At 72.6% G+C, this 11,926-nt stretch carries 11 protein-coding genes and 1 pseudogene; 4 read left to right on the forward strand and 8 right to left on the reverse strand.

The window, feature by feature from the left end; genetic code table 11:
• Positions 1–52: 52 nt before the first annotated feature.
• The 5 genes and pseudogenes from EXU48_RS24970 to EXU48_RS07080 form a co-directional block, all read right to left on the reverse strand.
• A complete protein-coding gene (locus EXU48_RS24970; protein ID WP_235856886.1) occupies positions 53–586 on the reverse strand; it encodes a hypothetical protein in 534 nt (177 codons plus the stop codon).
• 288 nt (positions 587–874) lie between these two features.
• A pseudogene (locus EXU48_RS25485) lies at positions 875–1,018 on the reverse strand (type IV toxin-antitoxin system AbiEi family antitoxin domain-containing protein); the annotation flags it as partial.
• A gap of 127 nt (positions 1,019–1,145) precedes the next feature.
• On the reverse strand, positions 1,146–2,075 hold the full coding sequence (locus EXU48_RS07070; protein WP_133106929.1) for a tetratricopeptide repeat protein: 930 nt from the start codon (positions 2,073–2,075) through the stop codon (positions 1,146–1,148).
• Between the two features lie 24 nt (positions 2,076–2,099).
• Positions 2,100–3,113 (reverse strand): hypothetical protein, encoded by a 1,014-nt coding sequence (locus EXU48_RS07075; protein ID WP_133106930.1) that lies wholly within the window; start codon positions 3,111–3,113, stop codon positions 2,100–2,102.
• A complete protein-coding gene (locus EXU48_RS07080) occupies positions 3,110–4,648 on the reverse strand; it encodes a hypothetical protein (RefSeq protein ID WP_133106931.1) in 1,539 nt (512 codons plus the stop codon). Before EXU48_RS07080 ends, EXU48_RS07075 begins: the two co-directional genes overlap by 4 nt.
• Positions 4,649–4,972: 324 nt before the next feature.
• Here EXU48_RS07080 and EXU48_RS07085 point away from each other — a divergent pair, with 324 nt between their 5' ends.
• Positions 4,973–6,622 (forward strand): coiled-coil domain-containing protein, encoded by a 1,650-nt coding sequence (locus tag EXU48_RS07085; RefSeq protein WP_407938728.1) that lies wholly within the window; start codon positions 4,973–4,975, stop codon positions 6,620–6,622.
• A 36-nt stretch (positions 6,623–6,658) separates the two neighbouring features.
• Complete coding sequence (locus EXU48_RS07090) at positions 6,659–7,111, forward strand: hypothetical protein (protein WP_133106933.1); 453 nt, start codon at positions 6,659–6,661, stop codon at positions 7,109–7,111.
• Positions 7,112–7,187: 76 nt separating this feature from the next.
• Here the strand turns inward: EXU48_RS07090 and EXU48_RS07095 are convergent, their stop codons facing one another.
• Both EXU48_RS07095 and EXU48_RS07100 read right to left on the reverse strand, forming a co-directional pair.
• A complete protein-coding gene (locus tag EXU48_RS07095) occupies positions 7,188–7,712 on the reverse strand; it encodes a hypothetical protein (RefSeq protein WP_133106934.1) in 525 nt (174 codons plus the stop codon).
• Between the two features lie 452 nt (positions 7,713–8,164).
• Positions 8,165–8,971 carry an alpha/beta fold hydrolase gene (locus tag EXU48_RS07100; RefSeq protein ID WP_133106935.1) on the reverse strand — a complete coding sequence of 269 codons (807 nt, stop codon included), beginning with the start codon at positions 8,969–8,971 and terminating at the stop codon, positions 8,165–8,167.
• A gap of 139 nt (positions 8,972–9,110) precedes the next feature.
• On the opposite strand from EXU48_RS07100, the gene EXU48_RS07105 reads away from it, so the two are divergent.
• On the forward strand, positions 9,111–10,586 hold the full coding sequence (locus EXU48_RS07105) for a glutamate-cysteine ligase family protein (protein WP_133106936.1): 1,476 nt from the start codon (positions 9,111–9,113) through the stop codon (positions 10,584–10,586).
• Between the two features lie 4 nt (positions 10,587–10,590).
• On the opposite strand, the gene EXU48_RS07110 is transcribed toward EXU48_RS07105, so the two are convergent.
• On the reverse strand, positions 10,591–10,896 hold the full coding sequence (locus EXU48_RS07110; protein WP_133106937.1) for a hypothetical protein: 306 nt from the start codon (positions 10,894–10,896) through the stop codon (positions 10,591–10,593).
• Positions 10,897–10,994: 98 nt separating this feature from the next.
• Between EXU48_RS07110 and EXU48_RS07115 the strand changes: the two genes are divergently transcribed.
• Positions 10,995–11,870, forward strand: a complete 876-nt coding sequence (locus EXU48_RS07115; protein WP_133106938.1) for an alpha/beta fold hydrolase — start codon at positions 10,995–10,997, stop codon at positions 11,868–11,870.
• Positions 11,871–11,926 lie beyond the last annotated feature (56 nt).

Raw genomic sequence — 11,926 nt, forward strand, 5'->3', positions numbered from 1 at the left:
TTGTTGGCCCTCCGGGCTCGGGGAGAGCCGAGAACCTCGCCTTCGACGCGAGTCAGGCGGCGAGGGCGCGGCGGACCTGGTCGGGAATGACCCCGCCCCTCAAGACCTCGCGGCCAGTGAACCGCAGGAGAACGGCGTCGGAGCGCGTCGCGATCGCGTTCTGCCGGTCCCGGTCGGCGAAGAGGGCGGCCGGGTTGGAGTGGACGTCACGACCATCCACCTCCACCAGCACCCAGCGACCGTCCCGGCGGCGCCAGCCCAGGTCGGCCCGCGCCACGAACATCCCGCGTGCGTCACGCACCTCCACCTGTAGATCGTCCGGGGGCACGCCGTGGTCGAGGCAGTCGAGCCGAGCGAGGGACTCCATCGGTGACTCGGCCCGTCCGTCCACCAGTTCGAGCCACCCGCGCACGGTCCTGGCGCCGCGTCGACCACGAAGTCGCGCGGCGATCCATTCCAGGTCTCGCTCGCGCAGCAGTCCCTGATGCAGACCGGAATCCAGCATCGCGACGGCGGTGTCCCGCGACAACGCAGGCAGCGCGTGTACGAAGGACCCGCGCACGGACGTGAGCAGCGGAGACCTCACCGGCGAACCCCCGGCCGGCTCGGACCTCAGTCGCACGACCTCCAGGGGCGGGCCGTAGCGGCGGATCGTCACTCCGGTGGACCCGGGCGCACCCCGGCGTCCCGGGAGCGTCACCTCCGCCGGGATCCGTCGAGGCAGCCCTTGGACGCCGTGCAGGGCAAGCGCGCTCAACCCCACCACGATCGCGTCGGCCGGGGCCGCGAGGACCGCCAGCCAGGCCGACTTCAGACGTCCACGATCGAGCGGATGGACCGCCGGGTCCGCCTGGCCCGTGTCGTAGACGCCGCGCGTGACCCGGACCCAGAGCCCGGACCGAACCAGATTCGAGAGCCGACGGTCACAGATTCCGAGTTCGCGGCATTGACCCCGGCCAACGAGCCCAGCCTGCGCGCCCGCGAGCGCGCGAACCCGCGGTTCCGGTTGAATCGCCATCCCTCATGGGACCGCGATCTGCCCTCCCCTCGCCCGAGCCCTGTGGACGGTCCGACGAGTGCGAGGTTGTTGTCCCCGCCCGCGAAGTTGAGGCCAACAACCTCGCACTGGCTTCCAGCGCGAGTGGCTAGTAGAGCGCGACGGCGAGGTCGCGGCGTGCCTTGAGGAGTTCGGGTGCGTCGTCGGGGGCGAGCAGGAACAGGTCGAGCAGGCGCAGCCGCGCCTCGTCCCGCTCCTGGCCGGCGGTGACCCGGATCACCCCGATGATCCGGGCGAACCCGGCCGCGAGCTGCCCGGCGCCGATCTCCACGTCGGCGGCCGTGAGCTGCACCGGCACGTCCCCGGCGGCGGCGTCCCGCGCGGCATTCAGGGCGCCGATCGCGTCGACCCCGTTCAGGCGGCGCAGCAGGTTGACCTGGGCCAGCCCGGCCTTCGCCTCGGCGTCCGCCGGGTTCTCCTTGAGGGCCTGCTCGAAGGCCGCCGCAGCGCCGTCGAGGTCGTCCGCCTCGATGGCGTCGTAGGCGGCCTGGATCAGCGGGGGCAGCTCCGGCTCGGGCGCCTCCGCCGGCTCCTCGACCGAGGCGTCCACCTGGCCGGAGACGCCGTTCTCGGCGGCGACCCGGAGCAGTTCGTCGAGGACCTGACGGATCTGTTCGGCCGGGTAGGCACCCTGGAACAGCGGCAGCGGCTGACCCTTCATCACGGCCAGCACGGACGGGACCGCCTGCACCTGGAACGCCTGGGCGATCCGCGGACTCGTGGCCACGTCCACCCGGGCGAGCAGGAACCGACCGGCGTAGGAGCCGGCGAGCTCGGTCAGGACCGGCATCAACTGGTCGCTGTTGGCCTCGGCGTTCTGGTAGAGCGCCACCACCACCGGCACCTGCGCGGACTTCTGGACCACGTCGTTGAACGTGGCCTCGGTGACGTCGATCACGGCCCCGCCACCACCGCTGGGGCCTGCGGCGGCCGCGGGCTGCTTCCCGGGCGGCGGCCCGGCCAGTGCCGAGAGGTCGACGGCGCCGTGCAGATTCAACGAGGAGGGAGGTTGACTCATGGTCGAAATCCTAACCGGCCCGGGTCAGCGCTTGGCCACCGCGCTGAGGACGTGCTCGCCGCCGAGGACGGTGATCTGCGCACCCTCGGCCGCGGGCGGGACGTAGAACGCCACCATCTGCTCGTAGGCCGCGGTCAGGGTGTTGTCGACCTCGCCGTCGCCGCCGGCGAGTACCGCGAGCCGGCCGCTGACCTCAAGGGTCGCGTCCTCGATGGTCTTCGTGAACACCTGGCCCATGACCATCGACCCGATCACGATGGCCCCGCCGTCCTCGGTGGCCAGGGTGAGCACCGGGTCCGTGGAAGCGGTGACCGTATTGGCCACGGTCCCGGCCTCCTCCACCGCGGTGGACAGCGCGGTGAGTTCGGCCGTGAGCGCGCTGCGCAGGTTGTCCTCGGCGAACGAGGCGGCGTACTGGCTGTCCGCGTTGCTGAGCACGTCGGCGTAGGCGGCCACGACCTGACCGGGTGGCAGCACCAGGCCCTCGGCGTCCAGGGGCACCTGCGGGCTGCCGATCGACCCGATCGTCGTCGCCGGCATGGTGACGGCGGGGAACAGGCGGATCCAGTTCGTCATCACGAACTCATCCCGGGGGGTGGCCTGCTCGAGGGTCAGCAGCAACGGCACGTTCGCACCGTCGGGGATCTCGGTGACGACCATGACCGTGTGCGGCCAGGCCTCGGTGTTGGAGATGATCTCGACGTCGGCGAGCCCGGTCAGCGGCTGCACCGCGTACGGCGTCTCGGTGCTGGCCGTCGCCGCGGCGAGCGCGTACTCGGCGGTCCGCACCCGCAGCGCCGCACCGGACACCCGGGGCTCGAGAAGGCTGGCGTCACCGGCCTCGTCGGCCGCCGCGATGGTCTCCTCGAGTGAGGTGAGGACCCGCTCGAGGCGGGACTCGTCCAACACGGGGACCGGGTCGGTGGGCGCCGGGTCGGCGTCGACCTCGGGGACCGGGATGGCGCAGGAGGCCAGGATGGCGCCGAGGGCGGTCGCCGCGGCGAATGCCTGCAGGCGACGGCGGAGCGTCTGCCTCATGAGTCATCCTCCGTTCGCTGGTCGGTAGGTCGGTCGTCGGCCGGCTCGATGGGCTCGATCACGCCGGTGCTCTCGGCATCGGCGGCCGTGGGCGCGCCGAGGCCCCAGGTCTGACGCCAGGAGGCGCCGGACGCCTGCGGGTTCGCCTCGGCCGGTGGTTCGGGCTCGGGTCCGGCCGGCGGTTCGGGCACGTCGGCGGCGGCCGCACCGGCGGCACCGGTGGTCGGAGCACCCCAACGGTCAGGGCGCCAACCGCGCCGGCGCCGGCCGCCGTCATCCTCCGAGGGCGAGGACTCACCTTCGGCGGTCGACGCGCCGTCGGTCGTGGTGTCGGTCGCGGGAGTGCGACGCCACCACGGGCGGCGCGTCGTGGACTCCGCCTCGGGTTGGTCGTCGGCGGACGCGGGCAGACCCGCGCCCGGTGCGTCGGAGGCGTAGGTCTCGATCGGTGCCGCCTCGGCACCCGGGCGGCCACTGCTGACCCAGTCGGCGAGGTCGCCGGCACCGGCCTGCTGGTCCTCGGGCCCGGCGCTGCCGGTGGCCGCGTCCCGGTCCGGACCGGTCGTGGCGGTCTCCTCCGGTGCCGCGGCGGCACCGGTGACCGCCGCTCCGTCGGCGACCACGGTCGCCTCTTCCGGGGAGGCTGCGGAGTCGCGGCGGCGCGGGTTGCGGCGCTCCTGCTCGGCCCGGGCCTCGGCCTCGCGGATCTGGCGGCGGGTGAGCGGGGCACCGTCGGTCCCGACGGTCGCCACTGTCGACCCTGTCGACTCGGAGACTGCCTCATCGGCGGCCGTGCCGGCGGCCGCGGCGCGCAGCCGGGCCCGCTTGGTCTCACGGTCCACGAGCAACGTCATGATGCCCAGCACAAGGCCGATCAGAACGAGCACGCCACCGACGATCACGCCGGGGACCACGAACGGGGTCTCGACCTCACGCGTCCAGGTCAGCCCGAGCTGCGGGGCCGGGGTGGTCCCGTCCGTGGCGACGAGCAACATCCAGCGGCCCTCGACGGCGGTCCAGTCGTAGGTGAGTTCGCCGGTGCCGGTCAACTCCTCGATCCAGAGGTCGGACCCGGCCGGGTTCGGCACGGTGGCAGCCTCGTCCGGGGCGTCGGTCGGCGACGCCGAGGGGTCGCTCGCCGCGTCATCGGTCGCCGCATCCGTCGCCGCATCGTCGGTCGTGGGCTCGTCGGTCGCAGTGCCGTCGGTGCCGTCGGTGCCGTCGGTGCCGTCGGTGCCGTCGGTGCTGTCGGTCGCGTCGTCGCTCGGCTCGTCGATCGCCGGTCCGTCGACCACGGTGAGGGTCTCCCAGTCCGTGAGGCCGGTGACCTCCAGGTGCGGGGAGTCGGCCACCCAGGCGCGGACGTCGGACTCACGGCCCATCGCCAGCACCAGAGGAGTCTCGGCGGAGGCGCCGGTCACGGTGACCGTCACGTCGGGGTTCACCACGTCCAGCACGCCGGGCGCCGTGACCACGACCGGTACCTCCGGGTCCGCGGGGAGGGTGGCGGTGACCACCTCGTCGGGTCGCCACACGGTGCCTGAGGCGATCGCTGCACCCGCCGTGCCCAATCCGAGCACGATGAGCAGGACCGCTAAGATCCGTCGAAGCACGAGCTGAGAGCCCTCCGTTTGTCCACAGCCGGCCCTACACCGACGACCTACCAGGGTACGTGACCTTTCCGTGATCTCGCGCATCGGGACCGACCGAGGGGCCTGGTGACCACCCCGGACCGTGGGGTTAGGCTGAGGCGTGGCGGGGGCCTTCGCGGCCGAACGGTTCGCACCAGGGCCCGCTACACCCCTGTGACGTTCTTCCGAGGAGATCCCGTGGCCGACGACCCTTCGACCTTCCCTGTCGTGATGCGTGGATACGACCGCGCGCAGGTCGACCAGCACGTGCACTCCCTGGAACGCAAGCTTGCCGAGGCACGCTCCCAGGTGGAGTCCCTGGACGCGTCGAACATGCAGATTTCCGGGCAGTTGTCGGAGGCCCAGGTGCAGTTGCGCGAGGCCGAGAAGCCGAGCTACTCGGGTCTGGGTTCACGCATCGAGATGCTGCTGCGCTCCGCCGAGGAACAGTCCACGGACGTCCTCGCCCAGGCGAACCAGCAGGCCCGCGACGTCGTGTCCCGCGCCGAGGCCCAGGCCGAACAACTCACCAGCCAGGCCGAGAACGACGCCGCCGAACGTCTCGCGAACGCGCGACGTGACGCAGAGCACACCACCGCCTCGGCCGCGAGCGCGACCGACGGCGTGATGGTCGCCGCGCAGCGCCGGGCCGAGGAGCTCGTCGGTTCGGCCGAGCGGGAGGCGGCCCGCATCGCGAGCTTCGCCGCCACCGAGCAGAGCGAGCGCAAGGCCAGCCTGGAGCGGGACCTGGGCACCCTCCGCGCGACCACGGAGCAGGAGATCACCCAGGCCCGGGTCGAGTCGGAGCGGATCGCGCGCGAGCTGCGCGTCACGAGCGAGGCCGAGGCCGAGGACCTGCGCACCGGTGCCAAGGCCGAGGCCGAGGCCGTGCGCGAGGACGCCCGGCGGGAGGCCCAGGCCGCGCTCGCCACCGCCCAGCAGGAGGCCGCGGAGATCCTGCGTGCCGCCACCAGTGAGGCCGAGACGGTCAGGCAGTCGGTCGCCGAACTGCGCGAGGAGGCCGACCTCGAGATCGCGGCCCGGCGCGCGGCCGCCGAGGAGTCCGACGCCGCCCTGCACGCCCAGGCGAAGGCGGACACCGACCAGATGATCGCCGACGCGCAGGCCCACGCCCAGGACGCCGAGGCGCGGGTCGCGGCTGCCCTCGAGAAGGCCGAGGAACTGCGTGCGGGCGCCGAGGAGCTCTCGGCCCAGATGGTCGCCGACGCCCGCTCGAGCGCCGAGCGGATCGTGCACGAGGCCCGTCAGAGCGCCGACCTGCTGCGCACCGACACCGCGGCCCAGACGGACCGCGACCGGCGGACCGCCCAGCGCCAGGTCGACGACCTGAACCGCCAGCGCGAGTCCATCACCGGCTACCTCGACGAGCTGCGCGCCCTGCTCGGCGCCGGCAACGTGGCGCAGGCCGCGGCCCTGGCCGAGACCGAGCCCGAAGTCGCCGCTGTGGACGAGGAGGCCGAGGAGGAGGTCCTCGCGGACGGGTCGTCCGCCGACCCGACGGTCGAGGACCAGTCCGTCCAGGACGAGGACCTCCTGACCCTCGCCGCAGCCGAGCAGGCCGACGTGACCGAGGTCGACGCGGCCGCGGCAACCGAGGACGAGGCGGACACGCCCGACGCCGTCTCGGACGAGCCCGAGGTGGACGCCACCGACAGCGACGCCCCGGATGCCACTGACGCCACGGACGCCACTGACGCCACGGAGTCGACGGAGTCGACGGACGAGCCGGGGGCGGCGGACCCGGCCGATGCCGACGCCGCCGACGCCGCCGACGCGGCCGAGACGGTCGACGAGGCAGCGACCTCGGCGGCGTCCGGCGACACCGAGGTTCTCTCGGCGACCGGCCGGCGTCGCTGAACCGGTCACCGTCCGCACCCTGCCCCGGCCGAACCCGTGACCTCCTCCAACTGGGCCGCCCAGCGCACCGAGGCCGCGCGTGAGCACGAGCGCCGGCTGAAGGCCCGCAAGGCCGCCGAGAACGCACGTGCCGGCGCGATGCTCCGGGAGTTCGCGGCGGCGGCGACCTCGGCGGACCTGCCCGCGGAGGACCTGATGGTCCGCGGGTACGGCGGCCGGGGCTCGGCGCGCAGCTCGGTGCGCGGCTGGTACCTGCGCCTGGACCGCACCGCCGGCGTGGGCACCGACGGTGCGTTCTACGTCCTCACCGCGCCGTTGAGCGTGCTCGACCGGGTCCGCGGAGTGCGGCTGTCCCCGTCGCCCGCGCCACTCGTGCTCGGTGCCGGCGGCCGCGACGGCGACTCCATCGACCTGAGCGCCGCCCTGGACCGGCTCCTGCCGGGGTGGTCGGATGCAAGTTCCGGCGACACCGGCTCGGACGCGGGGTAGCGAGCCGGGACGGCCCCGACACGACCGTCGCCACATGGACGGGGCCGCACGGGCGTGCGCCCAGTCCGCAAGGGCGTCAGGGCCGCACTTCCATGGACGGAGCGTCCCGCGACGCCTCGGACCCGGACTCACCGCGAGCCTCCCGCAGCTGCCAGACAGCCCAGAGGGCCCGCACCAGAGTGACGCCCAGAAGCACCGTGACGAGGTGGACCGCTTGGCTCCGACCACCGAACTGCACCCAGCCCTCCCAGCCGACGGCGAAGGACGCCGGTCGCGCCAGGTGGTCAGCATCGCTGGTCGCTGACCACGCGATCAGCGAGACACAGGCCACCAGGGCACCACAGACGAGCCCAACGTCTGCTGGCGACCTGCGCGACCCAGCGCGATACACGAGTCCGTAGACCATGGCGGCACCCGCGGCGGCACTCAAGGCGAACGGCAGGATGGGAAAACGGGGATCCGTGATCGCGACGATCTGGTTGTCGAGGTCCACGATCGCACCGGCACGCACTGCCTCGGCACGTATCGCGAGCAAACCACACGTCAGCACGTAGACGGTTCCGGCAAGCAACCCGGCCACGAGCCCAGCTACGAACCTCACGATTCTCCCCTCGATCGTCGGTGATCGTGGCCTCGACGGTACCCGACCGGTCCGACGTGGCTGGTGCGACATCGGGCCAGAGGGTGTGCGTCAGGTGTGTGGTGGTGCCATCAGATGACACACACCCACCTCGACCCTGGCACGCCGCACCCCAGGCCCCACCCTCCTCCTCGCTCGCCCCAGGACCGCGACACCGTAACGGTGCGACAACGACGCGCCCGACACGTCGCGATCACACCACAAGGGACCAGAACGGGCGGGCACCGGCCGAGGGTGAAGCGGAGTGTGGCGCTGCGAGCGCGCACCACACCACCCCCTTATCGGGCCGAACGCACCCAGCGCCCACGACGGGTCTGATCGTGCACAGCACGCCAGAGACACTCGCTGACCCGCACCAACGCGCTGACACCACATCCATGGCGCACACCCCGGGCCAGACGTGGCCGGTGGCGTCAGTACGAGACGGTGTGCCGAAGGGCCGCGAGCGCGTGCGCCACCGGCTGCGGGGTCTCCACCGCCGAGAGGTGTCCCGACTCCGGGACCTCGCTCACGTCGACCCCGAGCGCCCGTGCCATCCGCTCGTGGTCATCGGCCGACGCCATGGTGTCCTCGGTGCCGCGCAGCACCAGAGCGGGCACGCGGCGCCCGGCGAGCCCCTCCAGTGCCGCGTGCCGGTCCGGGCGCACCGCCATCGACTCCTGGGCCCAGGCGATCGCCGCCGGCGGTGCCTGCGCGAGCCAGTCCTTGACCTCGCGGACCACCTCGGGCCGGTGCGCTCGTGTGGTGTCGCCGAGCACGGTCGCCAGCATCGGGGCGACGACGGCCGCACCGGCGGCGCCGTCAGCACCGGCAGCGCCCCGGGCCGCCCGGGCGACCTCGAGGCGCTTGGCCCTGCCGGCCTCGTCGTCGGAGCTCGCCTTGCTGTCCAGCAGGGCGATCCCGGCCAGCAGGTCCGGGTGCCGCTCGGCGAGAGCGAGCGCGACGTAACCACCCATCGACAAGCCGGCGACGACCGCGCGGGTGATACCCACGCCCGCCAACGACGAGGCGACCTCGTCCGCGAAGGCCTCCAGGCCGCCGTCGGGCAGGGCCGGTGAGGCCCCGAACCCCGGCGCGTCCACCGCGACCACCGGGACCAACGGCAGCGACGTGACCACGTAGGACCACATCCTGGAGTCGAACGGGAACCCGTGCAGCAGGACCAGGGGAATGCCGGCGTCGGCCTCCGGGCCGTACCGGTGCAGGGCGAGTGCGCTCATGGTTGACCTCCCGCACCCGACCCTACCCATCGCCCTACCCATCGACCGCTGCAACGACCTGTGGCGGCGCGGGACGGATCCTGGTTTGCTTCAGGGACGCCGCCGATCCGGCGGCGATCACCGGCACCGGGAGGCAGTTGTGGGTGATGAGATCTCCTCTCCGACGTTCACCCGGGAGCAGCGCCAGCGCTACCGGGAGAAGGTCCGCCGATGCCTGGACGTGTTCGAGCGGATGCTCGCGACCGAGATGTTCGAGGCGGACCGGCCGCTGACCGGTCTGGAGATCGAGCTCAACCTGGTCGACGACGAGCGGCGCCCGGCGATGGCGAACGCGCAGGTGCTGGCCGCGATCGCGGACCCGGCGTTCCAGACCGAGCTGGCGCGCTACAACATCGAACTGAACGTGCCACCGCAGTCCCTGCCCGGCGACGCCGTGCTGGACCTCGAGACCAGCCTGCGTGCCTCCCTCGATCACGCGGACGAACGGGCCGCCCGCTCCGGCTCAGCGATCGTCATGGTCGGGATCCTGCCGACCCTCACGCCCGAGCACCTCACCGGGGACTGGATGAGCGCGAACCCGCGCTACCAGGCCCTGGAGGAGGCGGTGTTCGCGGCCCGGCGGGAGAACATCCAACTCGACATCGCCGGCGTCGAGCACCTGCGGATGCTGACCGCGACGATCGCCCCGGAGTCCGCCTGCACGTCGGTGCAGCTGCATCTGCAGGTCAACCCCGGCGACTTCGCCGCGAACTGGAACGCGGCCCAGCTGCTGGCCGGGCCGCAGCTCGCGGTCGGGGCCAACTCCCCGTTCCTGTTCGGCCGCCAGCTCTGGGCCGAGACCAGGATCGAGCTGTTCCTGCAGGCCACGGACACTCGCTCCCCCGAACTGCGCAACCAGGGGGTGCGCCCGCCGGTGTTCTTCGGGGACCGCTGGATCACGTCGATCTTCGACCTGTTCGAGGAGAACGTGCGGTACTTCCCGGCGCTGCTGCCGGAGACCACCGAGGAGGATCCGGAGGCCGAGCTCGCCGCCGGGCGGGCGCCGCGGCTGCAGGAACTGCGTCTGCACAACGGCACCGTGTACCGGTGGAACCGCCCCGTCTACGACGTGGTCGACGGCGTCCCGCACCTACGCGTGGAGAACCGGGTGCTGCCGGCCGGGCCGACCGTCGTGGACGTGCTCGCGAACGCCGCGTTCTACTACGGCGCCCTGCAGATGCTCGCCACCGAGGACCGCCCGGCCTGGACGAAGATGTCCTTCGACGGCGCCCGGGCCAACTTCGAGACGGCGGCCCGCGACGGCGTCGACTCGGTGCTGTACTGGCCCGGCTACGGCGAGGTGCCCTGGGACGAGCTAGTGCTGCGCCACCTGCTCCCCCTCGCCGCGGAGGGACTGCGCCGACGGCACGTGTCCACGTCGGTCATCGATCGGTACCTCGGCGTGATCGAGGCCCGGGCGAAGTTGCGCCGCAACGGAGCGTGGTGGCAGGTCGAGACCGTGGCCGCGCTCGAGCGGTCCGGCCTCGACCGCGAGGCCGCCCTGAACGAGATGCTCCGCCGGTACATGCACGGCATGCACGCCAACGAGCCGGTGCACACCTGGGACCTCCCCTGACGGCTCAACTCGGCCTGCGGCGGTCCCTGGCCTTCCAGCATGCGGTGTGCCAGTGCCGACGCTCGGAGAGTGCGGCCTCGGCACCGAACAGGTGGTCCTCGCCCCACGCCACCACATGGGCCACCCCGGGCGGGATCTCCTGCGCGCAGCCCGGGCAGCGGTAGGCCTTCGCGCCGCCGGAGACCGGCCGCACCGACCACTGCGACCCGTCGGCCCGGGTCTCGGTCCGGGCCCGCCCGCGCAGCACCGACTCCACGTCGAGCTCGGGGTGCGGCTCGTCGTAGGGGCGGCGGCGGGACTTGCGGGCCATGGCGCCATTCTCCCCCAGAATTGCCGACATGCCCGGGCCTGCGGATGTCGGTAGCCTGACTGCGGTACCGTGCCGCCGACCCCTCGAGGCAGGACGCGATGCAGACGATCCGGAAGGTGCGCCACCGACGGGCCGATGTCGACGGGCTCGAGGTGTTCTACCGCGAGGCCGGCAGCCCGGACGGGCCGGCGGTGCTGTTGCTGCACGGGTTCCCGAGTTCGTCGCACACGTTCCACCAGGTCATGCCGCAGGTGGCCGAGGTGGCGTATGTGATCGCGCCCGACCTTCCCGGGTTCGGGCTCTCCTCGGCACCGACCGTCGACGCCTACGACTACACCTTCGAGAACCTCTCCCGGACGGTCGAGAGGCTGCTCGACACACTTGGGGTTGAGCGCTTCTTCCTCTATCTCCACGACTTCGGCGCACCGGTCGGCTACCACCTGGCCACCCGCTCCCCTGAGCGTGTGGCCGGGCTGATCGTCCAGAACGGCAACGCCCATGCCGAGGGCCTTGGCACCCAGTGGGACGCCGCCAGGGAGTACTGGGCGGAGCCGACGGACGGCAACCGCGCCGAACTCGGGGACTGGCTGAACTTCGCCGGCACCCGCGACCAGTACCTCGCCGGGCTGCCCGACCATCTGCGTGAGTTGCACCCGCCCGAGTCCTGGCACCTCGACTGGGAGCGGATGAGGCGGCCCGGCAACATCGAGGCCCAGTTCGCATTGTTCACCGACTACGCCAGCCACGTCGCCCGCTTCGACGAGCTCGCCGCGTACCACAGCGCCCACCAGCCCCCGGCGCTCGTGCTGTGGGGCAGCCGTGACGTCTACTTCGACCTCGATGAGGTGCTCGCCTACCACCGGGCCCTGCAGCGCGTCGACTCACACCTCTACGACGCCGGGCACTTCCTGCTGGCGACCCACGCCGTCGAGTGCGCCGAGCTCATGCGGGCGTTCGTGCTCGACCACGCCTGACGTCCAGCACCGACTCGACGCCGAGCTCGGGGTGCGGCTCGTCGCACGGGCGGCGG

Origin of the sequence: Occultella glacieicola (assembly GCF_004353825.1) — a bacterium.
GTDB lineage: Bacteria > Actinomycetota > Actinomycetes > Actinomycetales > Beutenbergiaceae > Occultella > Occultella glacieicola.

What these genes read in the sequence shown, in the direction of transcription:
- EXU48_RS07070 (WP_133106929.1), bottom strand. Translation starts at nt 2,075, where the DNA reads ATGAGTCAACCTCCCTCCTCGTTGAATCTGCACGGCGCCGTCGACCTC.
- EXU48_RS07110 (WP_133106937.1), bottom strand. Translation starts at nt 10,896, where the DNA reads ATGGCCCGCAAGTCCCGCCGCCGCCCCTACGACGAGCCGCACCCCGAG.
- EXU48_RS07100 (WP_133106935.1), bottom strand. Translation starts at nt 8,971, where the DNA reads ATGAGCGCACTCGCCCTGCACCGGTACGGCCCGGAGGCCGACGCCGGC.
- EXU48_RS07075 (WP_133106930.1), bottom strand. Translation starts at nt 3,113, where the DNA reads ATGAGGCAGACGCTCCGCCGTCGCCTGCAGGCATTCGCCGCGGCGACC.
- EXU48_RS07115 (WP_133106938.1), top strand. Translation starts at nt 10,995, where the DNA reads ATGCAGACGATCCGGAAGGTGCGCCACCGACGGGCCGATGTCGACGGG.